Below are 26544 nucleotides of genomic sequence, written 5' to 3'. Positions count from 1 at the left end.
GGTACCCGTCACGGCATACGCAAACGTTCTCCGGCCGGCTCGCCGCCCGAGGGGGTCACTCGCCGCCCGCGGGGGTCAGGTGTGTTCCAGCGGGCGGTCAGCGGCGCCTTATGGCTTCAGCAGCGTCTTGATCATGCCGTCCCGCTTCTCCTGGAACATCTCGTATGCCCTCGGTCCGTCCTCGAGCGGCATCCTGTGCGTCGCGAAGCCCTCCACGCCGAGCACGTCCTCGTCGTCGAGCAGCGGCAGGATGTCGCCCGCCCAGCGCTTGACGTTGGCCTGGCCCATCCGGAGCTGGATCTGCTTGTCGAACAGGGTCAGCAGCGGCAGCGGATCGGCCGCGCCGCCGTACACGCCGGACAGCGAAATCGTGCCGCCGCGCCGTACGACGTCGATCGCCGTGTAGAGCGCGCTCAGGCGGTCCACGCCGGCGTGTTCCATCACCCGTCCGGCGACGGCGTCCGGCAGCAGGCCGGTGATCCACTGGGCGGCCTTCACGACGGGCGCGCCATGCGCCTCCATTCCGACGGCGTCGATCACGGCGTCGGTCCCCCGCCCGTCGGTCAGATCGCGGATGGCGTCGCCGAGCCCCTTTCCATACCTGTGCAGGTCCATCGTCGTGATCCCGTGGTGTGCGGCCCTGGCGAGGCGGGTCGGCACCAGGTCGACGCCCACGACCAGGCGGGCGCCGCGGTGCAGGGCGACGCGGGCGGCCATCTCACCGATCGGTCCGAGCCCCAGGACGGTGACCGACCCGCCGGGCGGGATGTCGGCGTACTCGACCGCCTGCCACGCGGTGGGCAACACGTCGGACAGGTATACGAACCGCTCGTCGGGAGGCCCGTCCGGCACCTTGATCGGAAGGCTGTCGCCGAAGGGAACCCTCATGTACTCGGCCTGCCCTCCGGGCACCTGGCCGTACAGCTTGCTGTAGCCGAACAGCGCGGCCCCGGTGCCCCGCTCGCGGACCTGCGTGGTCTCGCACTGCGACTGCAGGCCCTGCTCACACATGAAGCAGTGCCCGCACGAAATGTTGAAGGGGATGACGACCCGGTCGCCGGCGGCCAGGGAGGTCACTTCCGGACCTGTCTCCTCGACTATGCCCATGGGTTCGTGCCCGAGGATGTCTCCGGGGTCCAGATACGGGCCCATCACCTCGTACAGATGCAGGTCCGATCCGCAGATTCCGGTGGATGTGACCCGCACAATGATGTCTCCCGGATCCTTGATGTGAGGGTCGGGCACGGTGTCCACCCGCACGTCCCGCTTTCCCTGCCATGTCAGCGCGCGCATGCCGTCCTCCTGTCACGGTGATGGTTCCGGCGCACTCCGGGTCCCCCGAGGGCGTCTCGCTACACACCGGTCGTCGTTTCATCCCTGCGCATCCGGACACCCGAACCCTCAGAGCAATGAATCTCCGAGCAATGAGTCAAGGTCTCAATCAAGGTGACGGAGTACGTCATGAGCCCGAACACAGGATTGCGAGTGGTGGTCACCGGGGCCACCGGCAACGTCGGCACGAGCGTGGTGAGGAGCCTGGCCGATCATCCGCAGATCGGCTCCGTCCTGGGGATCGCCCGCAGGATCCCCGAGCTGAGTGTCCCGAAGACCGAGTGGGCCGCCGTGGACCTCGCCCGACTGGAGGACACTCATCTGCTCTGGCAGCACTTCGCCGGCGCGGACGCGGTCGTCCATCTCGCCTGGCGGTTCCAGCCGACCCACGACCCGGTGGTGACCTGGGAGACGAACGTCCTCGGCTCGCTGGAGGTGTTCAACGCGGTCGCGTCCGCCGGTGTGCCGGCGCTGATCCACGCCTCGTCGGTCGGGGCTTACTCACCGGGGCCGAAGGAGGGCCGCGGCGTCGACGAGTCCTGGCCCACCCATGGCTGGCCGGACGCCGCGTACTGCCGCGAAAAGGCCTATCTCGAACGGGTTCTGGACACCTACGAGCGGGATCATCCCGAGGTCCGCGTCGTGCGGATGCGGCCCTGCTTCCTGTTCAAGGAAGGCGCCGCGAGCGAACAGCGCCGCATCTTCGCCGGCCGCTTCCTGCCCGGACCGCTGTTGCGACCCGAACTGCTGCCGTACGTACCGGACTTGAAGGGCCTGCGCTTCCAGGCGCTGCACACCGACGACGCCGCGGAGGCCTACCGTCAGGCTGTGCTGCGCGATGTGCGCGGAGCGTTCAATCTGGCCGCCGGACCGGTGGTCGACGCGCGGTCGCTGGGCGAACTCCTCGACGCGCGCGTGGTGCCCGTACCGCGGCAGGCAGTACGGGCGATGCTGGCCGCCGCATGGGGGCTGCATATGGCCCCGGCGTCACCGCACCTGTTCGACGCGGTGCTGCGGCTGCCGCTCCTGGACCCCTCGCGTGCGCGTGACGAGCTGGGCTGGACGCCGTCACACACCTCGCTCGAGGCAATCGCGGAATTCCTGCGTGGAGTTCGCCAGGGCAGTGGCGAACCCACGGCTCCGCTCGCGGGCCACAGGGCGCATTGAGTCGGACCGCGGCACGCGCTCCAGTTTTAGTTCAATATTTAATTACACGGAGACCCCCGCAAGGGAAACCGCCGACCCCCTCGGACGCGTAGACGTGCGGGGTCACGACGGCCATCGCAGGATGGTCCTGTCCAGGGCGTACTGACGCAGGCGGGGCCACCGGCTCCTGACGAGGGAGAACCGCGATGTCCCCATACCCGCCGATCGCAGACCACGGGATGATCGGGGACCTGCAGACCGTCGCCCTGGTGGCGGCCGACGGAGCGGTCGACTGGTTCTGCGCCCCGCGATTCGACTCCCCCAGTATCTTCGCCGCCCTCCTCGACCAGGAGCGTGGCGGCAGCTTCAGGATCACCGCCGACCATTCGGACGCCCGCGTCACCCAGCTCTACCTGCCCGACACCGCGGTCCTCGTCACCCGCTTCCTCACCGCCGAGGGGGTGGGCGAGGTCGTGGACTTCATGCCTCTGGACGCCCCCGAAATCGCGACGGACCGCCACCGGATGTTCCGGGTGATGCGCGTCGTACGCGGCAGCGTGCGCTTCACCCTGGAGTGCAGCCCTCGCTTCGACTACGGCCGCGCCAAGCACACGCTCACGCTGGCCGAGGCGGGCCACAGTGCCGTATTCACCGGCCCCGGCATCGACCTGCACCTGCAGAGCAGCGCACCGCTGTGGACCGACGACGACAATGACGTCCAGGCCTCCGTCACGCTCCAGGCCGGAGAGACCGCCGCGGCCGTGCTGACCACCTGCGCGACCGGCGCGGAGCCACCCGAGCCGCTCACCCGCGCAGCCGCGGAGGGCGCCTGGGGGGCGACCGTACAGTTCTGGCACCGGTGGCTGCGTACCTCCCGATACCGCGGCCGCTGGCGGCAGACCGTGAACCGCTCGGGCATCACGCTCAAGCTGCTCACCTACGCCCCCACGGGCGCCCCGATCGCCGCCGCCACCGCCGGACTGCCCGAGCAGATCGGCGGCGAGCGCAACTGGGACTACCGCTACACCTGGATCCGGGACGCCTCGCTGTCCCTGGGCGCGCTGATCGACCTGGGTTTCACCGAGGAGGCGAACGCCTTCCGTCAATGGCTCGGCGGGCGGCTGGCCGCGGGCGGGACCGTCTCCGGCGAGCCGCTGCAGATCATGTACCGGGTGGACGGCGACCCGAAACTCGAAGAGGAGGTCCTCGACCACCTGGAGGGCTACCGCAAATCCTTCCCCGTACGCATCGGGAACGGCGCCGCGGATCAGCTCCAGCTCGACATCTACGGCGAGGCGGCGTTCGCCATGATGGAGTCCGGCGGCATCGCAGAGAGCGGCGGCTTCGAGGGCTGGCAGGCGATCGCCCGGGTCCTGGACTGGCTGTCCGGCAACTGGGACCGGCCCGACGAGGGCATCTGGGAGACCCGCGGCGGCCGCAAGGACTTCACCTACAGTCGGCTGATGTCCTGGGTGGCCTTCGACCGCGGCATCCGTCTGGCCCGGCAGTACGCGCGCCCCGCCGACCTGCAGCGCTGGACCGCCACCCGCGACGAGATCTTCCTCCAGGTGATGGAGCGCGGCTGGAGCGAGAAGCGCCGGGCATTCGTCCAGCACTACGGCGGCGACGTCCTGGACGCCTCGCTGCTGCTCATGCCCCTCGTCGGGTTCGTCGCGCCGAAGGACCCTCGCTGGCTCGCCACTCTCGACGCCATGGACCGCGAGCTGGTCTCCGACAGCCTCGTCTACCGCTACGACCCGTCCGCGTCCCCCGACGGACTGCGCGGTTCCGAGGGCACGTTCACCTTGTGCACCTTCCACTACGTACAGGCGCTCGCCCTGGCGGGCCGGGTCGACGAGGCACGCTACGCCTTCGAGAAAATGCTCACCTACGCCAACCATGTGGGCCTCTTCGCCGAGGAGATCGGCCCGACGGGCGAGCAACTGGGCAACTTCCCGCAGGCGTTCACCCACCTGTCGCTCATCACGGCGGCGATGGCGCTGGACGACGCACTCGACAAGGCCGAAGCCCGGGAGCTGTAGCCCACTCGTGAGCTATGTTTCACGAGTGGGACGAGAAGGAGGCACACCGGTGCCATCAGGGCAGCAGGCACGTGCACAGGCGGCTGCGATCACGCCGGGACAGCAGGCTCCGGACGCCGAGGCGGCCCCCACGGACAGGGTCCTCGCACTGTTCGGCGGCCACCGGCTGTCCCCCGCGCAGCGGCGCATCGCCCAGTACCTGGTGGACCATCTCACCGAAGCGGCGTTCCTGTCGATCACGGAGCTCGCGGAGCGCGTGGGGGTGAGCCAGCCGTCGGTGACCCGCTTCGCCTCGTCCTTGGGTTTCAGCGGTTTCCCGGCCCTTCGCGAGGCGCTGCAGCCCATCGCGCTCAGCGCGGTCGCCGGTCACCCGGACACCCGCGAAGAGATCCGCCGCAACGAGCTGCAGGCCGCTGTCGACGCCGAGATCGAGAATCTGGAGAGCCTGCGGCGCCTGCTCGCCGACCCCAACCAGATCCTCGACGTCGGCCGCGAACTGGCCCGGTCGGCGCCGCTGACCATTCTGGGCCTGCGGATCTCGGTGTCCCTGGCGGAGTACTTCGCCTACGCGGCGAGGCGGATCCACCCCGATGTTCGTCTGGTGACCCGCGGCGGCAGCGTGGCCTACGACGCGCTGCTCCAGTCGCGGGAGGCGGGCGGCACTTGGATGCTCGCCTTCGCGATGCCGAGGCACGCGAACGAGACCTTGGCGGCGATGCGGGCCGCCCGCAGGACGGGGCTGCGCGTCGCGCTGATCACCGACCTGACACTCGGGCCGCTGGTGGACGAAGCCGATGTGGCGCTCACCGCGGGCACCGGATCCCGGCTCGTCTTCGACTCGTATGCGGCGCCGGGGGTGCTGTCCGCAGCCGTCCTGCAGGCGATGGCCGACGCGGATCCGGGGCGTACGCAGGTCCGGCTCGAGGGGTACGAGCAGGCTGCGGAACAGCACGACTTCTTCCTCGAGGACTGACGCGAACCGACGCGAACGGCGCGCATCGGGCGGGCCTCGGCAACACAGCCTGTGCATGAAATTTTTCATACTCTTGCTTACTCGACGGTATATATATTTACTGCACCTGGTGACCGCCCGGTCTGCCTCCGAGGTCGCGAGCCGGCCTCAGCCCTTCCCGAAGGAAATTCCGCAGGCCACATGACCGAACACCCAAGGGACGACGCTCCCTCCTCACGTCGCCCCCTGGTGTTCCACCCGGGCGATCCGCTTCCCGCGGACACCCGTGGCGGCCCCGGTCAACCCCTGGGCCGGGGCCGCCAGAAAGCTCCACTGTCATAGCCCGCACGCATCGCATCCGGAAGGGACGACGATGTCCTCCCAGATCTACACACCTCTCAGCCCGGACTGGCCTTGTCAGGTCAAGGCTCCCGGCAGTCACGACTGGGAGCGCACGGCGGCGCGCTGGCTGCGAGACCTCCTGCCGGCCCGTTACGCCGGCTACTCGACGCTCACCCGCCACCACGTCCTCCTCGCCCGCCATGCGCAGCTCCAGCTTCAGCACGAGGTCAGGGCCGTGCGGGCCGCGCTGCAGACCAGCAGGGCGGAGCTGCCCACCCTCGGGCTGTCCGACACGACCATCGAGAACACCATCAGGCTGTACGCCATCGAGCTGGAGCAGCTCAACCGGCTGGCCCGTGGCGTCCGGCTCATCACCGAAGCCCTCCTGGCGGGCACGGATGCTCAGCGCAGGCGGTCACACGCCTAGCGTCACCGTTTTCTGCGGATGAGGATGACCGTCAGGGCGGCGAGTGCGGCCGCCACAAGAAACACCGCCGCGCGCTTGGCGACCGGGACGCCCGCCATGCGCAGAAGGTCGATCGGCTCGGCCTCGTACCAGCCGGTGCGGCCGGACACGCCAGGCTCGGCACTGCCGGCCCCGGCCCGGCCGGGGCCGGTGGCTGCGCCCGTCGCGGCGCCGTCGCCGACGGGCGCGCTCGCCGACGGTTCCCCGCTCGCCAGCTGCCGCGACACGCAGTCGGCGAACTGGCCCACGAGCTTGTCGCCCACATCGGCCATGACTCCGCGGCCGAACTGGGCGGGCCGTCCGGTGATCGTCAGATCGGTGACGACCGTGACCGCCGTACCACCGTCGCCCTCGGCCCCGGCCTCGGCCAGGGTTCCGGTGACGGTGGCTCGCGCGGTGCCCTGCCCGCGAACTTCCTTGCCATGCGCGGTCAGGACGATCCGGTGTGCCGCCTCGTCCCTCTCCTCGAAGGTGGCGGTGCCGAAGTAGGTCACGGTGATCGGTCCCACCTTCACCTTCACCCTGCCCATGATGTGCTCGCCGTCGAAGCCCTCCACGGTGGCGCCCGGCATGCAGGGGGCGATCCGCTCGATGTCGAGCAGCACCCGCCACGCCTCGTCGACCGGGACAGGGACGGTGAACTGGTGTCGCAGCTCCATGGTCTTCTCCTCACACCGGCTTCAGACGGGCACGGTGGATCGCTCCGGCTGTTCGTGCCAGCGGGCTGCCGCTGCCGCCCCACCGCAACGCGACGATCTCCGCCGCGATCGATACCGCCACCTCCTCGGGAGTACGGGCGCCGAGGTCGAGGCCGATGGGCGAGCGCAACCGCTCCAGCTCGGCCGCGTCGACTCCGTTCGCCCGCAGGCGCGCCAGACGGTCCTCGTGCGTTCGGCGGCTGCCCATCACACCGATGTACGCGGCCGGGGAACGCAGGGCCACTTCGAGCAGCGGGACGTCGAACTTCGGGTCGTGGGTGAGCACGCAGATCACGGTCCTGTCGTCGACTTCGGTGCCCCCCAGATACCGGTGCGGCCAGTCGACCACCACCTCGACCCCGTCCGGGAAGCGCCGGGCGTCGGCGAAGACCGGGCGTGCGTCGCACACGGTGACCCGGTAGCCGAGGAACGCGCCGATCCGGGCCACCGCGGCGGCGAAGTCGATCGCGCCGAACACAAGCATCCGCGGCGGTGGGGCGAAGGACTGGAGGAACACGGTGACGTCGTCCTCGCGCCGTTCGCCGTGCGGGCCGTAGTGGCGCCGGCCTGTCGCCCCTTGCGCCAGCTCGCCGCGCGCGTCGTCGGTGACCGCGGCGTCGAGGCCTGCCGATCCCAGCGAGCCGGACACCGCGTCCGGCCAGACGGCGAGCACGGCGCCGCGCGGCGCGGGCCCGTCGATCACGGTCGCCACCACGACCGGGCGGTGCTCGGCGACCGACGCGGCGACCTCGCCGAACGAGCCGTCGACCGCCGCGGAGACGGAGCGTACGAGGACTGTGATCTCGCCGCCGCAGGTGAGCCCGACGGCGAACGCGTCGTCGTCGCTGTAGCCGAAAGTCTGCAGCTGCGCCCGGCCGGTCTCGACGACCTCCTTGGCGAGGTCGAACACCGCGCCCTCCACGCAGCCCCCGGAGACGCTGCCGACGACCTGGTCCTCCGGGCCCACAGCCATCGCCGCCCCCGGGCCGCGCGGCGCACTGCGGCTGACCGCGACGACGGTGGCGAGCCCGAACGGGCTTCCGGAGGCGTACCAGCGATTCAGCGCCGGGAGGATCTCACGCATCGGCCGCACCTCTCACCACTGCCGCCAGGCGCTCCAGCGCGCCCAGGCTGTGCCCTTCTACGAACGCGTCCACGTGGGGCAGCGCCGCGGCCATTCCGGCCGCCAGCGGCTCGTATCCCGGGCGCGCTTTGCGCGGATTGGCCCATACCACTCGGTGGGCCAGTCGGTGCAGCCGCCGCATCTGGGCCGCGAGCAGCGCCGGGTCCGATCGCTCCCACCCGTCGGACAGCACGACGACCACCGCTCCCCGGGCGGTCCCCCGCTGCCCCCACCGGTCGAGGAAGCCGCGGAGCGTCTCGCCGAGCCGGGTGCCTCCGCTCCAGTCGGGCACCGCCGACGCGACAGCGGCCAGTGCCGCGTCCGGATCGCGGTGCGCCATTTCGCGGGTCACGCAGGTCAGCCGGGTGCCGATGGTGAACACCTCGGTGCGCGTGCGGGCAGAGGTACCGGACGGCGAGCCGTGCGCCGCCGCATGCGCGAAGCGCAGCAGGGCGTCCGCGTACGGGTCCATCGAGCCGCTCACGTCCAGCAGCAGCACGACGCGGCGCGGCTTGGTGGCGGGGGCGCGGTGGCGCAGCCGCGCCGGCTCCCCGCCGCCGCGCAGCAACTCCCTTACGGTGCGCCGCGGATCGACGCCGCCGCGCCGGGCGGGTCGCAGCCGGGGAGTACGGCGCGGTTCGCCGCTGAGCGAGAACGCCGCGAGCAGCCGGCGCAGATGCGCGCGCTCGGCCGCGGACAACTCGGCCATGTCGCGGTGGCGCAGGACTTCCGCGGAGCTCGCGAGGGCGGCCGCGGGCGGCGCCCCGGCCTGTTCTTCCCCTGCTTCGAGAGGCGGGCGGGCCTCGGCGGCCGGCATGCGGAGCACCGCCCCCGGGGCCGGGACCCGGCGCACCCGGTCGGAGGGCCGCTGCTCCTGCGCGAAGTACGCCGCGAACACGCGCTCGTACCGCTCCAAGTCGTCCTGGCTGCCGCACAGGGTGAGCCGGCCCGTCCAGTAGACGTCCGAGCGGCGCCCGGCGTCGAGGAGGTCGAGCGCGCGCAGGAAGGTCTGCACGCGGTCGGGGCCCGTGGAGAGGCCGGCCTCGCGCAGTGCCCGGGCGAATCCCACGAGGACCGCCGTCGCGTCCACCGCCGGCGCCGCGGGCATGACGTCACGCTCCCCGCGCGGCGAGCACCGCGGTCAGGTCGAGGGACCGGGCCCGTTCCGCGTCCTCTCGGTACTTGAGCACCGAGCCGAGTGTCGCGACGGCCAGCTCCGCGTCGAGTTCTGTCGCGCCGAGCGCGTCGAGGGCCTCGGCCCAGTCGATGGTCTCGGCCACCCCGGGCGGCTTGAGCAGGTCCTGCGTGCGCAGTGTCTGCACGACGGCGGTCACCTGCGCGGCGAGCCGCTCGGTCACCTGGGGCTGGCGCCTGCGGACGATCGCGAGTTCGCGTTCGAAGCCCGGGTGGTCGAACCAGTGGTACAGGCAGCGCCGCTTCAGCGCGTCGTGGACCTCGCGCGTGCGGTTGGAGGTGAGTACGACGACGGGCGGCGACTGGGCCCGCAGGGTGCCCAGTTCGGGAACGGTGACGGTGTACTCGGAGAGCAGCTCGAGCAGAAAGGCCTCGAACTCGTCGTCGGCCCGGTCGACTTCGTCGACGAGCAGCACCGACGGCTGGGTCTCCAGCGCCTGCAGCAGCGGCCGCGCCATGAGGAACCGTCTGCTGTACAGCTCGCTCTCCAGCCGGTCCGCGTCGGTGATCCCGGCCGCTTCGGCAGCGCGCAGGTGCAGCAGCTGGCGCGGGAAGTCCCAGTCGTACAGGGCCTGGGAGGCGTCGATGCCCTCGTAGCACTGGAGGCGGATCAGGGGTGCGTCGAGAACCTGCGCGAGAGCGGAGGCGAGCGCCGTCTTGCCCACACCCGCATCGCCCTCGCAGAAGATCGGCCGGTGCAGTTTCAGGGCCAGGAAGCAGGCGATGGCGAGACCGTCGTCGACGAGATAGCCGGTCTTCTCCAGTCTCGCTCGCAACTCGTCCGGCCCGTCCGTCACACCTGTCACTCCATCCCGGCCGCGGCCAGTACCGCTCGCCGGGTGAGCACCCGGGCGAGGTGTTCGCGGTACTCGCGCGACGCCGACAGGTCGGACGCCGGACGGGTGCCTTCCGCCGCCGCTTCTGCGGCGCGTGCCACAGCTGCCGGGTCGGCGTCGGCCCCGGCGAGCGCCTCTTCGGTGGCGCTCGCCCGCAGGGGGGTCGCGCCCATGTTGGTCAGGCCGATACGGGACTCGGCGAGGCGGCCGTCGTCGCGCCGCACCAGCGCCGCCACGCCGACGACCGCCCAGGCCTGGGCGGACAGGTTGAACTTCTCGTAGTGGAATCCCCAGTTCTCCGTCTTCGGTACGCGGACCTCGACCAGCAGTTCGTCCGGCCGCAGCGCGCTCTGGAGGTAGTCGGTGAAGAACTCGGCGGCCGGGATGGTGCGCCGGCCCTGCGGCCCCGCGGCCACCAGCTCGCCGTCGAGGGCGAGCAGCACCGCCGGCAGATCACCGGCCGGGTCGGCGTGCGAGAGAGAGCCGCCGAGCGTGCCGCGGTGCCGTACTGCGGGGTCGGCGACCGTCTTCGCCGCCGCGGCCAGCAGCCCCGCGTGGCGGCGCACCAGCGGGTCGTGGATGACGTCGTGGTGGGTCGTCATGGCCCCGATCACGAGCGAACCGGAGGCGTCCTCGCGCACCCCGCGCAGTTCGGGGATCCGGCCGACGTCGACCAGCAGTTCGGGGAAGGCGAGCCGCAGACGCAGGATGGGGATCAGGCTCTGACCGCCGGCCAGGACCTTCGCCTCGTCGCCGCCGTCTGCCAGTGCGCGTACCGCGTCGTCGACCGTATGCGGCCGCGCGTAGTCGAATGCAGCGGGAATCATGCCGTCGCCTCCTCGGCCCTGGCCTGTCTGACGGCCTGCCAGATCCGTTCCGGCGTGCACGGCATCGCCACGTCGCTCACGCCGAGCGGCCGCAGTGCGTCCATGACCGCGTTGACCACGGCCGGGGTCGACGCGATGGTCCCGGCCTCGCCGACGCCTTTGACACCCAGGGCGTTGGACGTCGCCGGGGTCTCTGTGCGGTCGGTGACGAAGCTGGGCAGGTCGGGTGCGGAGGGCACCAGGTAGTCCGCCATGGTGCCGGAGACCAGGTTGCCCTCGGCGTCGTACACCGCCTCCTCGAAGAGCGCCTGGGCGATGCCCTGCGCGAGGCCGCCGTGGATCTGGCCCTGGACGATCATCGGGTTGATCACCTTGCCGACGTCGTCGACGCAGACGTAACTGCGAATGCGGGCCCGGCCCGTCTCGGTGTCGACCTCGATGGCGCACAGGTGGGTGCCGTGCGGATACGAGAAGTTGTCCGGGTCGACCAGGTGCTCGGCGTTGATCGTCGGTTCCATGCCGTCGGGCAGGGTGTGCGACGAGAACGTCTCGAAGGCAACCTCCTGAATGGTCTTCGTCGCCTCGGGCGAACCCTTCACCGAGAAGGTGCCGGCGGAGAATTCCAGGTCGGCCTCGTTCGCCTCCAGCAGGTGCGCGGCGACCTTGCGGGCCTTGGCGACCACCTTCTGCGCGGCGTGGTGGACGGCCACCCCGCCGACCACGAGCGAGCGGGAGCCGTAGGTGTCCATGCCCTGCGGAGCCGCCTTGGTGTCGCCGTGCACCACCTCGACGTCGTCGAACGGCACACCGAGCGCGTCGGCCGCGATCTGGCTCCAGCAGGTGGCGTGCCCCTGCCCGTGCGGGCTGGTGCCGGTGACCACTTCGACCTTGCCGGTGGGCAGCATACGGATGGAGGCCGCCTCCCAGCCGCCGGCCACATAGCGCAGGTCGCGCAGAATCCGGCTCGGCGCCAGGCCGCACATCTCGGTGTAGGTGGAGATGCCGATGCCGAGCCGGACCGGGTCGTTCCGCTCGTTCCGCACGCGCTGTTCGGCCCGCAGATCGTGGTAGCCGAAGAGGGCGAGCGCCCGGTCGGTGGCGGCCTCGTAGTTGCCGCTGTCGTAGGTGAGACCGGCGATCGAGGTGTAGGGGAACTCCTCGTGGCCGATCCAGTTGCGCCGGCGCAGCTCCATCGGGTCGAGGCCGAGCTCCGCGGCGAGCTCGTCCATGGTCCGCTCGATCGCGAACGTCGCCTCCGGACGGCCCGCGCCACGGTAGGCGTCGGTGGGGGTCTTGGTGGTGAAGACGCCGGTGCAGTTGAACGTGTACGCGTTCATCTTGTAGATCCCCGGGTACATGAACGCGCCCAGGAGCGGGGTGCCGGGCGTGATCAGCATCAGATACGCGCCCATGTCGACGAGCAGGTCGACCCGCATGCCGAGCACCTTGCCGTCCCGGGTCGCCGCGAGCTCGATGTCCTGCAGCTGGCCGCGGCCGTGGTGAGTGGCCTGATAGCCCTCCGACCGGGACTCGGTCCACTTGACCGGCCGGCCGAGACGCCTGGCCAGCACGAGGGCGAGTGCTTCCTCGCCGTACACCTGGAGCTTGGAGCCGAAGCCGCCGCCGACGTCCGGGGCGACCACCCGCAGCTGGTGCTCGGGGATTCCGGTCGCAATCGACAGCGTCACCCGTGCGATGTGCGGGACCTGCGTCGATGAGTACAGGGTGTATTCGTGGGACGCTGTGGGCGGCGTGGCGACCACGGCCCTCGGCTCCATCGCGTTCGGGATGAGGCGCTGCTGGGTGTAGCGGCGGTGAACCACGACGTCGGCCCGGGCCTTCTCCGCTTCGTAGTCGCCCGTGGCGAGGGGCCAGGTGTAGCAGCGGTTGGTGCCCTTGTCGCCGTGCACCAGCGGGGCGCCCTCGGCCAGCGCGTCCTCCAGGTCGAGCACGGGCGGCAGTGGCGTGTAGTCGACGTCGACGGCCTCCAGCGCGTCGGCCGCGGCGTACCGGTCACGGGCGATCACGACGGCCACCGGGTCGCCGGCGTACCGGACCTCGTCGACCGCCACCGCCGGATGGTCGGGCATCACGATGTCCTCGGTCACCGGCCACACGCAGGGCATGGAGCCCATCTCGCCGGCCAGGTCGCGGCCGCTGAAGGCGGCGATCACCCCCGGCCGCTCCAGCGCCGGCGTCACGTCGACGTGGCCGATCGTGGCGTGTGCCATGGGGCTGCGCAGGATCGCCATGTGCAGCAGACCCGGGAGGGCGATGTTGTCCGTCCAGGTGGTCCGGCCGGTGACGAGCCGGGCGTCTTCCTTGCGCGTGCGGGAACTGCCGACCTCGCGTTCGGCGAGCCGCTCGGTCATGTCGTCGCCTCCTGCCCGGCCGTGGCCGGGGCCTTGAGCGGCTCCGGCGCGGTCTGTGTCACGGCTCCGGGCGAGGGGGCGCGACGGCGCTGCTCCTCGGCGGCGGCCGCGAGGACGGCGCGCACGATGTTCTCGTAGCCGGTGCACCGGCAGAGGTTGCCTTCGAGGCCGTGGCGGATCTCCTCGGGCGTGGGGTCGGGGTTCTCCTTGAGCAGGTCCCGGGCGGCCATGATCATGCCCGGCGTGCAGTAGCCGCACTGAAGGGCGTGCTGCTGATGGAACGCCGTCTGCAGCGGATGCCACTCGGTGTCGGAGGCCAGGCCCTGGATGGTCGTCACCTCGCCCCCGTCGGCCTGGACGGCCAGCACCGTGCAGCTCTTGACGCTCTCACCGTCCAGATCGACGGTGCAGGTCCCGCAGTTGGACGTATCGCATCCGACAGGGGTGCCGGTGAGGCCGAGCCGGTCGCGCAGATAGTGGACGAGCAGCAGGCGGGGTTCCACCTCGTCCTCGTACGCCGTTCCGTCCACCTTGAGCGAGATGCGGGTCATATGCCCTCCCAGATGCACAGATGCACGAAAGAGATCAATCCGGCGTTCTGTACCGATATGTGCAACTGTAAGTGGCGGCCCTGGGACGCGCTAGCGTTCGGTCGGGCCGGGGCGCGGATGCCTCCAGGCCCATCTGGATGGAGGCTGGAGGCATGTCGGGACGCCCGCCGATCGTCGTGCACCGGATCTCCGCCTCCGGTGGCCGCCGGGTCACGGTCCGGGACCAGATCATGGGCCTCGCCCACTCCGACGCGCATCTGCTGGAGTTTCTCCGCCAGGCCGGACTGCCGAACGCCGCGGACCTTCTCGACGACCCCACCTGGATCGAGTGGGTCGGCGACCGGCCGCACGAGTACGACCCGCTGGAGATCATGCCGTGACGACCGCTGTTCCGCTTCAGCGGCGGCGCAGGGACTGCGCGAGCTTCACGCCCGCCTCGTCGGCGAGCTTCATCAGCCCACGTCACGTCACGTCCGTCATGGGATCTCGATCACGACCTTGCCCCGGATGTGCTTCCCGGCGAAGTCGGCGACGGCCTGTACGGCGTCGTCCGAGGAGTGAGGAGTAGCGTGCGCCGATCTCGACCCGCAGGCGTCCGTCCGCCGCCCGGGCGGCCAGGTCGTCCAGATCGCCGGGCTCGGCCTGGAACGTGCCGATGTAGACCGGGGAGACGTCGCCACCAAGGTCGTCGGGCCCGTAGAGCGGCGACGTCAGCCGGCCGCCCGGCCGGGCCGCCCGCGCCGTGTTCGTGAGCGAGTCGCCCGAGTTGACCAGGTCGACGACGACATCGACGCCGCCGGGCGCCAGGCGCAGGGCCTCCTCCACCACGTCGGCGGACTTGTAGTCGACGGTGTCCGCGGCGCCGAGGCCGCGCAGGTACTGCTCGTCATCCGCGGTCGCCGTGGCGATCACCCGGGCCCCGAGCGCGTGGGCCAGTTGCACGGCGTACAGCCCGATCCCACCGGTGGCCCCGATCACGAGCACGCTCTCGCCCGCCGCGAGCCGGACGGCGCGCAGCAGACAGACGGCGGTCAGCCCCGATTCGGGAATGCCCGCCGCGTGCGCGCTGTCCAGGCCCAGAGGCCGCCGGGCCAGCAGGGGGCCGGGCGATGCCACCGTGTACTGGGCAACGGCGCCCGCTTGCCCGACGAAGGCGAGTACCGGATCACCCGGCGCGTAGCCGGAAACGCCCTCCCCCCACCTCGGCCACGGTGCCCGCGGCGTCCATACCGATCACCAGCGGGTGGTCGGCCGGGAACATGTCCTTCACCGCGCCGGTGATCAACGCCAGGTCGAGCGGGTTGAGCGCCGCCGCCTCGACCTTGATCAGCACCTGGCCCGGTTGCGGGGCGGGAGTGGGGTGGTCGGTGACCTTGATCTGGTTCAGCGGCACGTAATCGGTGGCGACGAGGGCTTTCACGGACGGCTCCCGGACATGACGTGGGGAGGGCTCGAGGGCGCGGGGCGTGAGCCCACGCCTCTCTTCTACGCGGTCGGACCCGCCCAAGCGAGGAGCCCGACCGTACGAGCCGCCGAACGGGGACCGCGGATCACGGGACCCATGAGCGGCAGCTGCCACCGCGCCACCGCCGACTGAGCCGGGCGTGTCAGGCGGTGGTCGTGCTGAGGACGTGGTCGCGGGAGCCGCGTACCTCGGTGCGCAGCGTGTCGAGGTCCACCCCGAGCACCTGGCCGTGCCACTTGCGGGGTTCGCCGTTGATGAAGACGGCGCCGATGTTGCGGGCGTCGGCGCCCAGGACGACGGTGCCCACCGCGTCGCTGAGCGGCATGTTGTTCAGGTCCTCGGCCTGAATGACGAGGAGGTCGGCCTTCTTGCCGGGGGTGAGCGAACCGGTCACGGACTCGAGACCGTTGGTCCGGGCGCCCTGGAGTGTGGCGAAGTCCAGGACGTCGTGGGTGGTGATGCGCGACGGCTGCTGGTCGGTGCCGTAGGCGGCGTTGACCGCGCGCATCCGCTGGATCGCGTGCAGCGCGCGCATCTGCGTGAACATGTCGCTGGCCAGGGCGACTTCGACGTCGATGCTGAGACCCGGCCTGATGCCGACGGCGAGGGCCTCGTCAACGGCGGGGACGGCGGTTTCGAGGCCGATCTGTGCGTCGGAGGTCGGGGCGAGCGCCACGGTGGCTCCGGCGTCGCCCATCGCCTTCCACGCTTCGTCCGTGAGGCCGGTGCAGTGGATCAGGGTGACGTCCGGTCCCAGAATGCCGTCCTTTGCCCAGCGCAGCACCGCCCCGGACGAGGGAATGCCGAAGACCGCGTCCACGCTCACTGAGATGCCCAAGTCCTGGGCGACTCGGGCGAGTTCCGGGCCGTAGGCGAGGTCGGGTCCGGCGATCTCCTCGGTGGCCAAGGTCGCCATCCGCAGGGTGAGGAGCTGGTCGTCGCTGCGGAAGTACTGCTCCTTCAGTCGTGTGAGGTCGGCGGGCCACTGCTCGTCCCACTCGCCGAAGTGCGGCCGCATGGAGGCGTGGACACCGCGGATTCCGGTGTCGGCGAGAGCTTCGACGGCGGCGTCGGAGTGGGCGCGGGTGCGGGAGTTGTGGGAGAAGTCGAGCATCGTGGTGATGCCGCTGTCGATGGCGGTCAGCGCGGCGAGTTTCGTGCCCACGTACATGTCGTGGGGCCGGTAGGCCTTGGCGTAGCCGGCGAGCGTGGCCATCACATAGCCGCCCAGGTCGTCCACGTCGGGCATGATCCTGCGGAGCTGGGCCTCCCAGGCGTGCCGGTGGGTGTCCACGAAGCCCGGCGTGAGGATCGTGCCGGTGGCGTCGATGACGACGGCGTCGCTGGTACTCAGGTCGGGGCCGACCGCGGTGATCGTGTCGCCCTCGATGAGGAGGTCGCCGCGGTCCAGGACCCCCAGAGCCGGGTCCATGGTGACGATGGTGGCTCCGGTGAGCAGCACCCGGCGGCTCCGGCCCGCGGCGTGGCGCCGGAGTTGGTCCAGCACGGCGGGGCTGGTGGTGTCGTTGCGGTTCATGAGGTGTCCTTCTGTGCTCTTGGGCTCTTGGGCTCTTGTCGGACCACTGGGCGTGCGGGCTACTCGCCCTCGCGGTAGAGCACCAAGTGCTCGTGGTACAGAACTCCGTCTCGCACATCGCCGGTGGCGGTGAAGCCGGTGTCGTCGACGTAGTCGATATGGCTGCCGGTGACCGTGTAGCGGCCGGTGTAGGCGCTGCGCCGGTTTCCTCGGGCCTCGTCATAGCGGCCGTCCGGCAGCAGTTCCTGGCGTATGTGGCCGTCGGCCGTGACCCACATGCCGATGTAGGGGTGGGTGTCGATGCTGTTCATGTCTCTAGGGTCGGGTCAGCGGCCGGGGGCAACCAGGCCGCTGTTCCCCCGGGTGAGCCGTTCCTGGGTGTCGCCCACCCAGGCCCCCAGGCTCTCGGCCTACGGTGCTTCGTGGCCTACGGCAGCCGGTTCCTGACGCATCGAGCGCAGCACGGCGAAAGCCGCCGCCGTCCGGCTTGCGGGTTCCGCCTGGTAGACGACCAGCTGCTGGTGGGGGGCGCCGTTGACGGTGAAGGCGGAGAACGTGATCTCGAGGTCCCCGACCTGCGGGTGCTTGAGGTTCTTGACCTCCGCGGTCTTGCTCTTCACGTCGTGCCGGGACCACAGCTCGGCGAACTCGCTGCTCCGCGACGAGAGGGTCTCAACGACCTTGCTGATCCTCGGGGATTCGGGGTCGTGCCCGAACGCCGCCCGGATCTCGGCGACGCACGATTGCGCGGCGCGCTCCCAGTCCTGGTAGAAACCGCGGCCGGCCGGGTCGAGGAACACCATGCGGGCGAGGTTGTCGAATCGCTGGAAGCAGTCGTGCAGTGCCATGGCGGTGGCGTTTGCGGCCAGGACGTCCAGCGCGGGACCGACCACGAAGGCCGGGGTGTGGGGCCAGCTGTCCATGAGCTGGAGCAGTTGCGGGCTGACCTGGCCGTTGTCCGAGGGAGCGGTGCGACGTAGCGGGGTGCGGGCCAGTCTGCGCAGGTGGCCGGTGGCTTCGCCGTCCAGTTTCAGGGCCTGGGCGACGGCGTCGAGTACCTGCGGGGAGGGGCTGTTCTCCCGTCCCTGTTCGAGACGCATGTAGTAGTCGGCGCTCACTCCGGCCAGCATTGCGACCTCTTCGCGGCGCAGCCCAGGAGTACGGCGCCGCCCGGAGTCGGGCAGGCCCACGTCCTGCGGTTTCAGCGCCTCGCGCCGTGCTCTGAGGAACTCGCCCAGGGGCGTGCCGCCACTCATGTCACCAGGCTAGACGACGGGGCGGACCAGGTCGCCAGGAGCCGCAGAGCGGTCTGGGCGGGCGAGCCCGGCTCGGTGGTGTAGACGAACAGCGTGTGTTCGCCACGGCCGGGCAGTGCGAGCGCCTGATAGCTCACGGTGAGGTCGCCGACGGCGGGGTGGTGGTACGCCTTGGTGCCGTCCGTACGCTCGTGCACGCGGCGGTCCGCCCAGTGGCGGCGGAAGTGGTCGCTGCGCAGGGCGAGCTCCCCCACCAGGTCGCCCAGGCGCGGGTCGTCGGGGTGGCGGCCCGCGTCCATGCGCAGCATGGCCACAGTGTCCGCGGCGACGGCCTCCCAGTCCGCGTAGAGCCTGCGCGCGGCGGGATCGAGGAAGAGGAACCGCGCCTGGTTGCGATCGCGGGCCGGCATGGCTTCGAAGTCGGCGATCAGGGCTCTGGCGAGCGGGTTGGAGGCCACGACGTCGGTACGGCGGCCCAGGACGAATGCCGGGCAGCAGGCACGGTCGAGGCTGTCCAGCAGTTGGCGGGTGGCCTGGCTGACGCGTCCCGCCGGGGCGGGGCGGACTCGCCTGCGCTGTGACGGGCGGCGCCGGGCAAGGTCGAAGAGGTGGGCGCGTTCGGTGTCGTCCAGGCGCAGGGCCACGGCGAGGGCGTCGAGAGTCTCCGGGGACGCGGATCTACTGCGCCCCTGCTCGAGGCGGGCGTAGTAGTCGACGCTGACGCCTGCCAGTTGGGCCAGCTCCTCGCGGCGCAGGCCCGGCACCCGGCGCCGTGCGGTTTCGGGCATCCCCGCGTCCGCGGGAGTGATCCGGCCGCGCCGCGTACGGAGAAAGTCTCCCAACTCGAGGATGTGATCCATGAGATCAGTGTCGGGCGTGGTAGCCGCAGGCGGGAGGCATGGAGGTGGGTGCGGCGCTCCCAGGAAGAGCACGGCCTTCACCCCGGCAGCGAGACCGCCTCGCGCGCGCTTTCTCCCGGTCCAGGAAGGGACTCGTCCATACTGCTCAGCGTTGCCGGCTATCAGGAGGAGACCCATGGCCGTTCCTGTGATCCTCGACTGCGACCCCGGGCACGACGACGCGTTCAACATCATGCTGGCCGCCGCACATCCGGCGATCGAGCTGCTCGCCATCACCACGGTGGCCGGCAACCAGACACTGGAGAAGACCACGCTGAACGCCCGGCGGGTGTGCACCGTTGCCGGTATCGAGGGGGTGCCGATCGGGGCCGGACGGGACCGGCCGCTGCACGGGACGGCCTCGGTGGCCGTCGGCATCCATGGGGAGTCGGGCCTGGACGGGCCGGGGTTCGGGGAGCCCACCGTGCCGCTGGACCCGCGGGACGGGGTCACCCTGATCCGGGACACCCTGCTCGCGCATCAGGTGCCGGTGACGCTCGTGCCGACCGGACCGCTGACCAACGTGGCGGCGCTGCTGCTCGGCCATCCCCGGCTGGCCGAGCGCATCGAGCGCATCGTGCTGATGGGCGGTTCGACCGGCCGGGGCAACACCACGCCCGCCGCCGAGTTCAACATCGTCTGTGACCCGGAGGCCGCCGACATCGTGTTCTCCAGCGGTCTGCCGGTCACCATGATGGGGCTGAACGCCAGTCACCAGGTGCTCGCCACGGGCGATGTGATCGCGCGGATCGCCGCGCTCGGCACCCCGCTCAGCCGGCTCTGCACCGAGCTGCTCACCTTCTTCGCCGCCAGATACCGGGACGTCTTCGGCTTCGCGGCGCCGCCGCTGCACGACCCCTTGACCGCGGCGCACATCATCGATCCGCAGCTGGTCAGCCTGGTCGCCGCGTCGGTCGCGGTCGAGCTGACCGGCACGCACACCCGCGGCGCCACCGTGGTCGACCTGGACGGTGTCACCGGCCGTCCGGCGAACGCGCACGTGGGGATCGACGTGAACGTCCCCGCCTTCTGGGACCTGATCGTCGACGCGGTCCGCACCCTGGGCGACCACGCGCCTTCATGACCGGGAATCGGGCTCGGCGCGCGTGAAGGTGCCCAGGCCGTTCTGGTCCAGGTACTCGACGCGCGCCTTTGCCGCTGTTTCGCGGTCGCCGACGGTGAAGGTGACGCCGGTGAGACCGACCGCGTTCTCCCCCGTGGTGGCAAAGCTGAACGTGTCGCCGTCGTAGTGGGTGAGGCGGAACCGCATCGGTTCCGGCCCGAGTTGGAGGGTGAGCCCGCCCCGGCCGCCCGGGCCCGCCGTGACCACGAGCTTTCCGTAGTAGGCGTTCTCGTATGTGCCGATATACGCGCTGTCGGCGCGGGCGGCTTTGGCGTCGGCGGGCGGATCGGCGTAGTCGATCGTGGACTTGGCGGCCTGCTCCTGCTGCTCGTAGAGCCCGGCGACCAGGGGCAGCCAGTCGGCGGTGGGCTTGCCGTTCTGAGCGATGTCGAAGAAGTCGAGGGCGACGGCGTCGGCCATGCCGACCGGTTGGCCGTTGGTGAGGACGACGATGCCGAGCTTCTCGCCGGGCAGCAGCGTCACATTGGTGTTGGCGCCGAGCGCGAAGGCGCCGGAGTGGCTGAGGCGGAGCCTGCCACGGTCGTCGTAACTGACGTTCCAGCCCAGGCCGTAGAAGCCGGTGCGGCCGGCCGGGGCGGCAGGCGGCTGGGAGAGCGTCTCGGGCAGGTGGGTGTGCTCCAGGCTTTCGGCGTCGATGATCTGCCGGCCGTCGAGCTTCCCGTTCGCCAGCTGGAGCCGCAGCCACCGGGTCATGTCACCGGCGGTGGAACTGACGCCGCCGGCGGGTGCCTGGGCGTCCGCGTCCCGTACGAACTTCGCCTGCCAGCTGCCGTCGTCGGTCTTCACATGGGTGACGGCCTTGTCCGACGCCCTCTCGTAGTCGGTGAAGAGGGTACTGGTGGAGTCCATTTCGGCGGGCGTGAACAAGGTGTCGCCGCTGAGTTTCTCCCAACTGACGCCCTTGGCGCGGGCGACGGCCTCCGCGGCCGCGGTGAGGCCGAAGTTGGTGTACGCGTAGCTCGCGCGGAACGGGTCGAGCGGCTCGTACTTCAGATGGCTCAGGATGTACGTACGGTCGTAGCCGAGGTCCTCCAGCAGATCGCCGGCATGGTCGGGCAGCCCGCTGCGGTGCGAGAACAGATCCGCGACGGTGACATGGCTGGTCACCCAGGGGTCCTTGAGGGCGAAGCCGGGGAGATGGCCGGCCACCGGTTCGTCCCAGCTCACGACCTTTTCCCCGACAGCCCCGGCGACGACGGTGGAGGCGAGCGGCTTCGACAGCGACGCCAGCTGGAACACGGTGTCGGGCCCGACCTGCGCGGACTGGCCGATCCTCCGCTCACCGAAGCCCTTGAGGTAGACCACTTGGTCCCGGTAGACGACGCCGACGGCCGCTCCGGGCACGCCGGTGCGCTTCATCGCGTTCTCGACGACACCGTCGAGCTTGCCGATGGCGCCGTCCACCTCGGCCTTCGTGAGCTGGGGCGGGGGCTGGGGCGGGGGTGCCTGCGGAGCGGACGGCGAGGGAGAGGGCAAAGGCGACGGGCTCGGAGCGGCGACGCCGGAAGTCAGGGCCGTCGCCGCGGTCAGCAGCACGGCCAGGCCGGATACGGCGAGCGAACGGCTGCTGCACAGTCGTCCGCCCTTCGCGGCATGCATACATTCCATTGAACGCCCGCAATGGAACGTTGTCGCCCGCAGCCGCCCCGGAGTACCGCACGGCTGATCGGGCATTCGGTGAAGCCGAGTTCGGCCGGGGCAGGAAGCCGGCGTCAGCGCGACCCCGCGCGCGCCTTCGGCATGCGGTGGAGAGGCACCGATACGGTCGCCACAAACCACCGCCTGGAGACATCACTTCGCGGAGACGCCGATGCACATCGACCCGACCGACCCTGAGACGTTCGAAGCAGAGCCGGACGCCGACATCGCCCCTCACCACGACGGTCGCCTCTTCGATTCCGACCCGGACTCGGCGAATGAAGCCGACCGCGCGGAGCAGGCCCGTGTCGTCGAGCTGCATGACGACGAGTACAGATAGCGCTACGAGCCGGTGCGCAGCGACGACGCGTCGCTGCGCCAGGCGGCGAGTAGAGAGTCGGCGAGGCGGCTCTCGACGTGACCCGTCGCGTCGATGCCGAAGGCGATGTCGGCCTCCAGTTGGGGCTCCTCTTTCAGGAGGCCTGCGATGACCTCGTGCCGCACCACCTGCTCGTGCACCGCGTCGGCTTCGACGTGCTCGTTGTAGAAGAACTCCGCGGCGGGCCCGGCCCCGGTGCGGTTCATGGCCGCGGCCAGTCGCCTCGATCCGGGAGAGGAGGTGATTTCAACGGCGGCGAAGTGTCCGACCAGCGATCCGCGCAGGGCCCGGTGCAGACCGAACAGCGACATGAGGTTCACGGTGGCCAGCGCCTGTGCTGACCCGGCGTTCAGGTAGTGGCCGTACGTCGTGTCGAGGCCGAGATCGGTCATCAGATCGGCAAAGAGCTGAGCGTGCACTCGCTCCGCCCGACCTCCGCCGAATTCGTCGAATTCCACCGCGGCCATGCCGGCCTTGGCGCGACCCCACAGGCGCGGCAGCACCCAGGCGTGCGGATCGGCCTCCTTGAGGTGGTAGAGCGACCTTTGCGCCGCGTATTCGCGTATCTGCCACAGCTCGCCCTCGTCCTGGAGGAAATGCGAGACGCCGGTGCCGTTGACCGGTTCCACCAGCAGTTCCGCCAGTGCGTCGTCCACGGTTTCATGGCGGGTGGCGTCGGCGCGCAGGGCGTCAAGAAATCGGCCCTCGAGCAGGGAACGCACGCCCAGGAGCGCCGGGTCCCATTCGAGTGCTGCATCGGCACCTGCGAAGCCGCGGTAATGGAGCTCGTAGCTCACATAGAGAGCGAGCTGCAGATCGTCCCCGTACGGATCCGCCCTTTGCACGGCCCCGCTTGCGGGTAGCGTTGTCCCGCCGCGGAGGTAGCGGATGATCGCCGCTGAGAGTTCACCGCGCTCCCGCGGCAGCACAGGTCCCTGCTGTTCCGTGGCCATATCCCCCCGGTACCCCGTGATCGTCCCTTTATCGGGCGGATGCTCCACGCAGGTGGGTTCCTCCGCCCCGATCCGTCGCACACCCGCGCAAGGGGACAGGATGTGAGACGTGGAGCACCGCGAGCCGTGGATCATCTACGCCAACTTTCTGTCCGAGGTGGCCGTCGACTTGGCGTCCCACGAGGTGCTGGAGCAGTGGGCGGCACAGGCACCGCGCAAGATCTGGCTGGCCCGCCCCGGTGATGTGCTGGTCTCCCCCGTTCCGCTCAGCCGGGACTTCCGGCGTTACGCGGGGGAGCTGCTGGGCGTGCCGTACGACTCCGTGGCCGTGGTGACCGTACCGGCGACGCCCGGTGTGCCGATGGCGGAGGCGGTGCGCCGGGCCGGACTCATGGACGAGCTGCGGGCGCTGATCGCCGAGCGGGAGGGGGCCGGGTTGCTGCCCACCGCACTGGACGTCCCTTCGGTCGCACTCGCCGCGGAGCTCGAGGTGCCGGTGGTCCCCTACGGGCCCGGCGGAGTGGGCACGAGCGCGCTGGACGTGACGTCCCGGCTCAACACGAAGTCCGGCTTCCGCGCAGTCGCCCGTGACCTGGGGATGCGGCTGCCGCCCGGGCAGGTCTGCCGACGCGATCGGCTGACGCGGACGGTGGCTGAGCTGCTGGCGCGGCACGAGCGGGTGGTGGTCAAGCCCGACCGCTCCGCCGGTGGTCACGGGGTGCGGTTCGTGTCCCGTACGGAGCACGCAGAGGCGTCCTGGGAGCGGGACTGGCCGGCCGGCCTCGTCGGTGTCGACGGCGACTGGGTGGTCGAGCAGTGTCTTGACGTGGCCAGGTCGGTCAGCGTCCAGCTGGAGGCGTGCCCGGGCGGGCCCCGGCCCATGTTCAGCGGCGAGATGCGTACGTCCGGCGGCTCGTTCACCGGCTACGTATCACCTGTCGAAGACATGGCGGAGGATTCCGCGAAGGAGCTGGAGCAGTGGGGCCTGGCGCTCGGGCGCTACCTGGCTCGGCAGGGCTATGCCGGCCCGTACGGGCTTGACGCGGTCCTCGCTTCGGACGGCAGGCTGTATGCCACGGAGAGCAACGTCCGCCGGACGGCGACCACCACGCCGCACGCCATGGTCGGCCGCCTCGGCCGCGCCGCCGGGCTGAGCTCTCCCGCATGGCTGATCGCGAACGGGCAGTCCAGAGCCGCGCACGGATTCGCCGACGCCGTGCGACTCCTGCGGGCGGCAGGGCTGGACTGGAATCCGGCCCGCGGGGAGGGAGCGATCCTGTACGCGGACGCTCCCGTGGACGGCGTGTCATGGCGGTACGCGGTGATCGGCGCCGATCCGGCCAGGACAGCGGAGATCGAGGCGCGGCTGGCCAGGGAGTTGGAGCTGCTCCCGTAGCGAAGGGTTGATCACCGACACGTTCACCGACGTGTTCACCGACACGTCCATCGGCATGCTCATCGACAACCCTTGTCCCGGCGTCGGTGGCTGGTGTCGCACCAGGGGTACGACCGGCTGCGCCGGCAGGTGCACAGTGCCACGGTGAAGCGGTCCGACGTCGCGCTGCTCCCGTCCTCGAGCAGCACTTCGACGGGGCCTTCCACAAGCACAGGGCCGTCCTTCGTCACGGTGATGCGACGCGGCCGTTCACTGGGGTCGGCGGGCACGGATGATCACCAACTCTTCCTTGTCCTGGCCGGGGGCGATCAGTCCCTGGTCCTCCAGCCACTTCGCCCGGGAGCGCATGACCGGCCCGAGCGGTATCCAGCGCCGGTCGGTCACCGCGGTTTCGAGGCCGCCGAGCGCGAGGCGCTCCAGCGTGGGCCTCACACCGCACACGGCGGAGTGGACCAGCAGCAGCGTTCCGCCTGGCCGCAGCAGGTCGGCGGCACCGGCACATATCCGGTCCACCAGAGCCCGGCCGTCGCGGCCCGCGTCCCAGGCGCGTGCCGGTCCGCCGCGCGGCGGGTGGCCCACGGGGGCGGGCACGTAGGGCGGGTTCGTGACGATGAGGTCGAATCGGCGGCCTGCGGCGGGAGTCAGCAGATCGCCGTGCAGCACTTCGACGTCGAGGCGGGCGAGGGCCGCGTTGAGCCTGGTGGCCAGCACGGCCCGCCATGCCGTGTCGACGGCGGTCACCCGGGCCCCGCGGCGGGCGGCGGCAAGGGCGAGCGCTCCGCCGCCCGTCCCGACGTCGAGCACGGCGGCGCCGGGTCTGAGCTGTTCCCGGTCCAGGGCTTCGGCCAGCAGAAAGGTGTCTTCCTGCGGCGGGTACACGCCAGGCGGCATCACCAGCGGGCCGCCCTCATCGGTGTCACGAGACAGAGTCGTCATGAACCCCGGGTGCCCCGTGAGCCGGAAAGATCACAGGTGAAGGACATTTCGTTATCTACGCCGCGTATCGATACCCATGCCGCGCACCGATGGCCTGCCCTCGACGTGAGGGCAGGCCATCGGCAGGGCAATCAGTTACGCGGGAGGGAACTCGTCCCGGTCGCCGCCCGCGTCCTGCTGCTGGCTCTGCTCCTGCAGTCGCCGAGCCTTCTCCTGAAGCCTCTGCCGCTCCTGCGGGTCGCTCGCGCGCTCCGCGGCCTCGGACAGCTGCTGGGCCTTGTCGCGCATCTGCTGCGCTCGGCCGCGAGATTCGCCTGAGACGCTCATGGGTGACTCCTCTTTCGTAGGGAGAGCGGGCAGATTCAGCGAAACAGGGACCCGCCACGATCGCATGTCGAACCGTCACTGTGCGTAATGCCAACCCCCGACTTTGCGCGGTCCGGCCATCCCGAGCCGTTGACGCCAGAAAGCATGAGTGGTTAAGTACTCACATGCAGACCGAACGCCGCCGTCAACTGTCCACCGCCGAAGAGCGCCGCGACACGGTGCTGCGCACCGCCATCGGAGCCTTCGCGTCGCGGGGGTACTACGGCACGACGACCTCCGAGGTGGCCAGGGCGGCCGGCATCTCCCAGGCGTACGTCTACCGGCTCTTCCCGAGCAAGGAGGCCCTGTTCGTCGCGGTCGTCGAGCACTGCTTCGTCCGGGTGCGGGAGAGCCTCGAGGTCGGCGCCGCCGGCGCAAAGGGCGGTTCACCCGAGGCCGTCCTCTCCGCGATGGGCGATGCCTACGCCCACCTGATCAGCGACAACGACCTCCTGCTCGTGCAGATGCACGCCCAGGCGGCCGCGGTCTCAGAGGCGGCGGTCCGGGAGGCCGTGCGGGCGGGGTACGCCCGCTTGGTGGAGTACGTCCGCGGGGCTTCCGGGGGTGAGGACCGGCAGATCCAGGAATTCTTCGCCACCGGCATGCTCTGCCACCTGCTGGTGTCGATGGACGCGGAGAAGGTGGACGCCCCCTGGACGCGCACCCTCACGGCGGGCATCCGGCACTTCTGACA

28 protein-coding genes are annotated in these 26544 nt (G+C 70.7%); 9 read left to right on the top strand and 19 right to left on the bottom strand.

Annotated features, from left to right (window positions below; translation table 11 throughout):
* Positions 1–108 precede the first annotated feature (108 nt).
* Positions 109–1293: a zinc-dependent alcohol dehydrogenase gene (locus tag ACFYWY_RS12705; protein ID WP_389184040.1), complete on the bottom strand. Its 1185-nt coding sequence runs from the start codon at positions 1291–1293 to the stop codon at positions 109–111.
* 168 nt (positions 1294–1461) lie between these two features.
* On the opposite strand from ACFYWY_RS12705, the gene ACFYWY_RS12700 reads away from it, so the two are divergent.
* The 4 genes from ACFYWY_RS12700 to ACFYWY_RS12685 all read left to right on the top strand — a co-directional run bounded on the left by ACFYWY_RS12700 (position 1462) and on the right by ACFYWY_RS12685 (position 6241).
* Positions 1462–2499: an SDR family oxidoreductase gene (locus ACFYWY_RS12700; RefSeq protein WP_389184037.1), complete on the top strand. Its 1038-nt coding sequence runs from the start codon at positions 1462–1464 to the stop codon at positions 2497–2499.
* Positions 2500–2684: 185 nt separating this feature from the next.
* Positions 2685–4520 (top strand): glycoside hydrolase family 15 protein, encoded by a 1836-nt coding sequence (locus ACFYWY_RS12695; protein WP_389184034.1) that lies wholly within the window; start codon positions 2685–2687, stop codon positions 4518–4520.
* Between the two features lie 49 nt (positions 4521–4569).
* A complete protein-coding gene (locus ACFYWY_RS12690) occupies positions 4570–5493 on the top strand; it encodes a MurR/RpiR family transcriptional regulator (RefSeq protein ID WP_389184031.1) in 924 nt (307 codons plus the stop codon).
* Between the two features lie 352 nt (positions 5494–5845).
* On the top strand, positions 5846–6241 hold the full coding sequence (locus tag ACFYWY_RS12685) for a hypothetical protein (protein WP_389184028.1): 396 nt from the start codon (positions 5846–5848) through the stop codon (positions 6239–6241).
* A gap of 2 nt (positions 6242–6243) precedes the next feature.
* On the opposite strand, the gene ACFYWY_RS12680 is transcribed toward ACFYWY_RS12685, so the two are convergent.
* Genes ACFYWY_RS12680 through ACFYWY_RS12650 form a run of 7 tightly spaced genes read right to left on the bottom strand, consistent with a single transcriptional unit; the run spans position 6244 to position 13881 of the window.
* A complete protein-coding gene (locus ACFYWY_RS12680) occupies positions 6244–6939 on the bottom strand; it encodes an SRPBCC family protein (protein ID WP_389184025.1) in 696 nt (231 codons plus the stop codon).
* A gap of 10 nt (positions 6940–6949) precedes the next feature.
* A complete protein-coding gene (locus tag ACFYWY_RS12675) occupies positions 6950–8062 on the bottom strand; it encodes an XdhC family protein (protein WP_389184022.1) in 1113 nt (370 codons plus the stop codon).
* Positions 8055–9209, bottom strand: a complete 1155-nt coding sequence (locus tag ACFYWY_RS12670; protein ID WP_389184019.1) for a VWA domain-containing protein — start codon at positions 9207–9209, stop codon at positions 8055–8057. The genes ACFYWY_RS12675 and ACFYWY_RS12670 overlap by 8 nt, the downstream gene beginning before the upstream one ends.
* A 4-nt stretch (positions 9210–9213) precedes the next feature.
* Positions 9214–10101: an AAA family ATPase gene (locus tag ACFYWY_RS12665; protein ID WP_389184016.1), complete on the bottom strand. Its 888-nt coding sequence runs from the start codon at positions 10099–10101 to the stop codon at positions 9214–9216.
* A complete protein-coding gene (locus tag ACFYWY_RS12660; protein ID WP_389184013.1) occupies positions 10098–10958 on the bottom strand; it encodes an FAD binding domain-containing protein in 861 nt (286 codons plus the stop codon). Before ACFYWY_RS12660 ends, ACFYWY_RS12665 begins: the two co-directional genes overlap by 4 nt.
* The gene (locus ACFYWY_RS12655) at positions 10955–13330 is read right to left on the bottom strand and encodes a xanthine dehydrogenase family protein molybdopterin-binding subunit (RefSeq protein ID WP_389184010.1); all 2376 of its coding nucleotides are present in this window, start codon (positions 13328–13330) and stop codon (positions 10955–10957) included. Before ACFYWY_RS12655 ends, ACFYWY_RS12660 begins: the two co-directional genes overlap by 4 nt.
* Positions 13327–13881, bottom strand: coding sequence for a (2Fe-2S)-binding protein (locus ACFYWY_RS12650; RefSeq protein ID WP_389184007.1), 555 nt, complete (start codon positions 13879–13881; stop codon positions 13327–13329). Before ACFYWY_RS12650 ends, ACFYWY_RS12655 begins: the two co-directional genes overlap by 4 nt.
* A 152-nt stretch (positions 13882–14033) precedes the next feature.
* Between ACFYWY_RS12650 and ACFYWY_RS12645 the strand changes: the two genes are divergently transcribed.
* The gene (locus ACFYWY_RS12645; protein ID WP_389184004.1) at positions 14034–14261 is read left to right on the top strand and encodes a hypothetical protein; all 228 of its coding nucleotides are present in this window, start codon (positions 14034–14036) and stop codon (positions 14259–14261) included.
* A gap of 82 nt (positions 14262–14343) precedes the next feature.
* Here ACFYWY_RS12645 and ACFYWY_RS12640 read toward each other — a convergent pair whose 3' ends face one another.
* The 6 genes from ACFYWY_RS12640 to ACFYWY_RS12615 form a co-directional block, all read right to left on the bottom strand.
* Positions 14344–14997, bottom strand: a complete 654-nt coding sequence (locus ACFYWY_RS12640; RefSeq protein ID WP_389184001.1) for a zinc-binding dehydrogenase — start codon at positions 14995–14997, stop codon at positions 14344–14346.
* Positions 14998–15046: 49 nt separating this feature from the next.
* Entirely contained in the window at positions 15047–15301 is a 255-nt protein-coding gene (locus ACFYWY_RS12635; RefSeq protein WP_389183998.1) for an alcohol dehydrogenase catalytic domain-containing protein, read from the bottom strand.
* A gap of 187 nt (positions 15302–15488) precedes the next feature.
* Positions 15489–16883 (bottom strand): amidohydrolase family protein, encoded by a 1395-nt coding sequence (locus ACFYWY_RS12630; protein WP_389183995.1) that lies wholly within the window; start codon positions 16881–16883, stop codon positions 15489–15491.
* A 59-nt stretch (positions 16884–16942) separates the two neighbouring features.
* Positions 16943–17194 carry an Atu4866 domain-containing protein gene (locus ACFYWY_RS12625; protein ID WP_389183992.1) on the bottom strand — a complete coding sequence of 84 codons (252 nt, stop codon included), beginning with the start codon at positions 17192–17194 and terminating at the stop codon, positions 16943–16945.
* Between the two features lie 99 nt (positions 17195–17293).
* Positions 17294–18139 carry a helix-turn-helix transcriptional regulator gene (locus tag ACFYWY_RS12620; RefSeq protein WP_389183989.1) on the bottom strand — a complete coding sequence of 282 codons (846 nt, stop codon included), beginning with the start codon at positions 18137–18139 and terminating at the stop codon, positions 17294–17296.
* On the bottom strand, positions 18136–18999 hold the full coding sequence (locus tag ACFYWY_RS12615) for a helix-turn-helix transcriptional regulator (RefSeq protein ID WP_389183986.1): 864 nt from the start codon (positions 18997–18999) through the stop codon (positions 18136–18138). The genes ACFYWY_RS12620 and ACFYWY_RS12615 overlap by 4 nt, the downstream gene beginning before the upstream one ends.
* Positions 19000–19174: 175 nt before the next feature.
* Between ACFYWY_RS12615 and ACFYWY_RS12610 the strand changes: the two genes are divergently transcribed.
* A complete protein-coding gene (locus ACFYWY_RS12610) occupies positions 19175–20122 on the top strand; it encodes a nucleoside hydrolase (protein WP_389183982.1) in 948 nt (315 codons plus the stop codon).
* Here ACFYWY_RS12610 and ACFYWY_RS12605 read toward each other — a convergent pair.
* On the bottom strand, positions 20117–21781 hold the full coding sequence (locus tag ACFYWY_RS12605) for a serine hydrolase (protein ID WP_389183979.1): 1665 nt from the start codon (positions 21779–21781) through the stop codon (positions 20117–20119). The genes ACFYWY_RS12610 and ACFYWY_RS12605 overlap by 6 nt on opposite strands.
* Before the next feature lie 211 nt (positions 21782–21992).
* Here ACFYWY_RS12605 and ACFYWY_RS12600 point away from each other — a divergent pair, with 211 nt between their 5' ends.
* Positions 21993–22160, top strand: coding sequence for a hypothetical protein (locus tag ACFYWY_RS12600; protein ID WP_389183976.1), 168 nt, complete (start codon positions 21993–21995; stop codon positions 22158–22160).
* Between the two features lie 2 nt (positions 22161–22162).
* Here ACFYWY_RS12600 and ACFYWY_RS12595 read toward each other — a convergent pair whose 3' ends face one another.
* On the bottom strand, positions 22163–23152 hold the full coding sequence (locus tag ACFYWY_RS12595) for an iron-containing redox enzyme family protein (RefSeq protein WP_389183973.1): 990 nt from the start codon (positions 23150–23152) through the stop codon (positions 22163–22165).
* A 109-nt stretch (positions 23153–23261) separates the two neighbouring features.
* On the opposite strand from ACFYWY_RS12595, the gene ACFYWY_RS12590 reads away from it, so the two are divergent.
* Positions 23262–24548 carry a peptide ligase PGM1-related protein gene (locus ACFYWY_RS12590; RefSeq protein WP_389183970.1) on the top strand — a complete coding sequence of 429 codons (1287 nt, stop codon included), beginning with the start codon at positions 23262–23264 and terminating at the stop codon, positions 24546–24548.
* Positions 24549–24607: 59 nt separating this feature from the next.
* Here ACFYWY_RS12590 and ACFYWY_RS12585 read toward each other — a convergent pair whose 3' ends face one another.
* From ACFYWY_RS12585 to ACFYWY_RS12575, 3 genes are all read right to left on the bottom strand, one after another.
* On the bottom strand, positions 24608–24817 hold the full coding sequence (locus ACFYWY_RS12585; protein WP_389183967.1) for a CDGSH iron-sulfur domain-containing protein: 210 nt from the start codon (positions 24815–24817) through the stop codon (positions 24608–24610).
* Positions 24798–25484, bottom strand: a complete 687-nt coding sequence (locus tag ACFYWY_RS12580) for a HemK2/MTQ2 family protein methyltransferase (protein ID WP_389183964.1) — start codon at positions 25482–25484, stop codon at positions 24798–24800. Before ACFYWY_RS12580 ends, ACFYWY_RS12585 begins: the two co-directional genes overlap by 20 nt.
* Positions 25485–25619: 135 nt before the next feature.
* Complete coding sequence (locus tag ACFYWY_RS12575) at positions 25620–25811, bottom strand: DUF6381 family protein (protein WP_389183961.1); 192 nt, start codon at positions 25809–25811, stop codon at positions 25620–25622.
* 164 nt (positions 25812–25975) lie between these two features.
* On the opposite strand from ACFYWY_RS12575, the gene ACFYWY_RS12570 reads away from it, so the two are divergent.
* A complete protein-coding gene (locus ACFYWY_RS12570; RefSeq protein WP_389183958.1) occupies positions 25976–26542 on the top strand; it encodes a TetR/AcrR family transcriptional regulator in 567 nt (188 codons plus the stop codon).
* Positions 26543–26544 lie beyond the last annotated feature (2 nt).

The sequence above is a fragment of the Streptomyces sp. NPDC002870 genome (assembly GCF_042888505.1).
In the GTDB taxonomy this organism is placed as follows: Bacteria; Actinomycetota; Actinomycetes; order Streptomycetales; family Streptomycetaceae; genus Streptomyces.
The sequence above is the reverse complement of the archived record's forward strand: the minus strand, read 5'-3'. Positions and strand labels throughout refer to the sequence as shown.

What these genes read in the sequence shown, in the direction of transcription:
- ACFYWY_RS12685 (WP_389184028.1), top strand. Translation starts at nt 5,846, where the DNA reads ATGTCCTCCCAGATCTACACACCTCTCAGCCCGGACTGGCCTTGTCAG.
- ACFYWY_RS12605 (WP_389183979.1), bottom strand. Translation starts at nt 21,781, where the DNA reads ATGCATGCCGCGAAGGGCGGACGACTGTGCAGCAGCCGTTCGCTCGCC.
- ACFYWY_RS12620 (WP_389183989.1), bottom strand. Translation starts at nt 18,139, where the DNA reads ATGAGTGGCGGCACGCCCCTGGGCGAGTTCCTCAGAGCACGGCGCGAG.
- ACFYWY_RS12580 (WP_389183964.1), bottom strand. Translation starts at nt 25,484, where the DNA reads ATGACGACTCTGTCTCGTGACACCGATGAGGGCGGCCCGCTGGTGATG.
- ACFYWY_RS12600 (WP_389183976.1), top strand. Translation starts at nt 21,993, where the DNA reads ATGCACATCGACCCGACCGACCCTGAGACGTTCGAAGCAGAGCCGGAC.
- ACFYWY_RS12610 (WP_389183982.1), top strand. Translation starts at nt 19,175, where the DNA reads ATGGCCGTTCCTGTGATCCTCGACTGCGACCCCGGGCACGACGACGCG.
- ACFYWY_RS12615 (WP_389183986.1), bottom strand. Translation starts at nt 18,999, where the DNA reads ATGGATCACATCCTCGAGTTGGGAGACTTTCTCCGTACGCGGCGCGGC.
- ACFYWY_RS12625 (WP_389183992.1), bottom strand. Translation starts at nt 17,194, where the DNA reads ATGAACAGCATCGACACCCACCCCTACATCGGCATGTGGGTCACGGCC.
- ACFYWY_RS12680 (WP_389184025.1), bottom strand. Translation starts at nt 6,939, where the DNA reads ATGGAGCTGCGACACCAGTTCACCGTCCCTGTCCCGGTCGACGAGGCG.
- ACFYWY_RS12630 (WP_389183995.1), bottom strand. Translation starts at nt 16,883, where the DNA reads ATGAACCGCAACGACACCACCAGCCCCGCCGTGCTGGACCAACTCCGG.
- ACFYWY_RS12655 (WP_389184010.1), bottom strand. Translation starts at nt 13,330, where the DNA reads ATGACCGAGCGGCTCGCCGAACGCGAGGTCGGCAGTTCCCGCACGCGC.
- ACFYWY_RS12575 (WP_389183961.1), bottom strand. Translation starts at nt 25,811, where the DNA reads ATGAGCGTCTCAGGCGAATCTCGCGGCCGAGCGCAGCAGATGCGCGAC.
- ACFYWY_RS12675 (WP_389184022.1), bottom strand. Translation starts at nt 8,062, where the DNA reads ATGCGTGAGATCCTCCCGGCGCTGAATCGCTGGTACGCCTCCGGAAGC.
- ACFYWY_RS12650 (WP_389184007.1), bottom strand. Translation starts at nt 13,881, where the DNA reads ATGACCCGCATCTCGCTCAAGGTGGACGGAACGGCGTACGAGGACGAG.
- ACFYWY_RS12695 (WP_389184034.1), top strand. Translation starts at nt 2,685, where the DNA reads ATGTCCCCATACCCGCCGATCGCAGACCACGGGATGATCGGGGACCTG.
- ACFYWY_RS12645 (WP_389184004.1), top strand. Translation starts at nt 14,034, where the DNA reads ATGTCGGGACGCCCGCCGATCGTCGTGCACCGGATCTCCGCCTCCGGT.
- ACFYWY_RS12705 (WP_389184040.1), bottom strand. Translation starts at nt 1,293, where the DNA reads ATGCGCGCGCTGACATGGCAGGGAAAGCGGGACGTGCGGGTGGACACC.
- ACFYWY_RS12670 (WP_389184019.1), bottom strand. Translation starts at nt 9,209, where the DNA reads ATGCCCGCGGCGCCGGCGGTGGACGCGACGGCGGTCCTCGTGGGATTC.
- ACFYWY_RS12595 (WP_389183973.1), bottom strand. Translation starts at nt 23,152, where the DNA reads ATGGCCACGGAACAGCAGGGACCTGTGCTGCCGCGGGAGCGCGGTGAA.
- ACFYWY_RS12570 (WP_389183958.1), top strand. Translation starts at nt 25,976, where the DNA reads ATGCAGACCGAACGCCGCCGTCAACTGTCCACCGCCGAAGAGCGCCGC.
- ACFYWY_RS12660 (WP_389184013.1), bottom strand. Translation starts at nt 10,958, where the DNA reads ATGATTCCCGCTGCATTCGACTACGCGCGGCCGCATACGGTCGACGAC.
- ACFYWY_RS12700 (WP_389184037.1), top strand. Translation starts at nt 1,462, where the DNA reads ATGAGCCCGAACACAGGATTGCGAGTGGTGGTCACCGGGGCCACCGGC.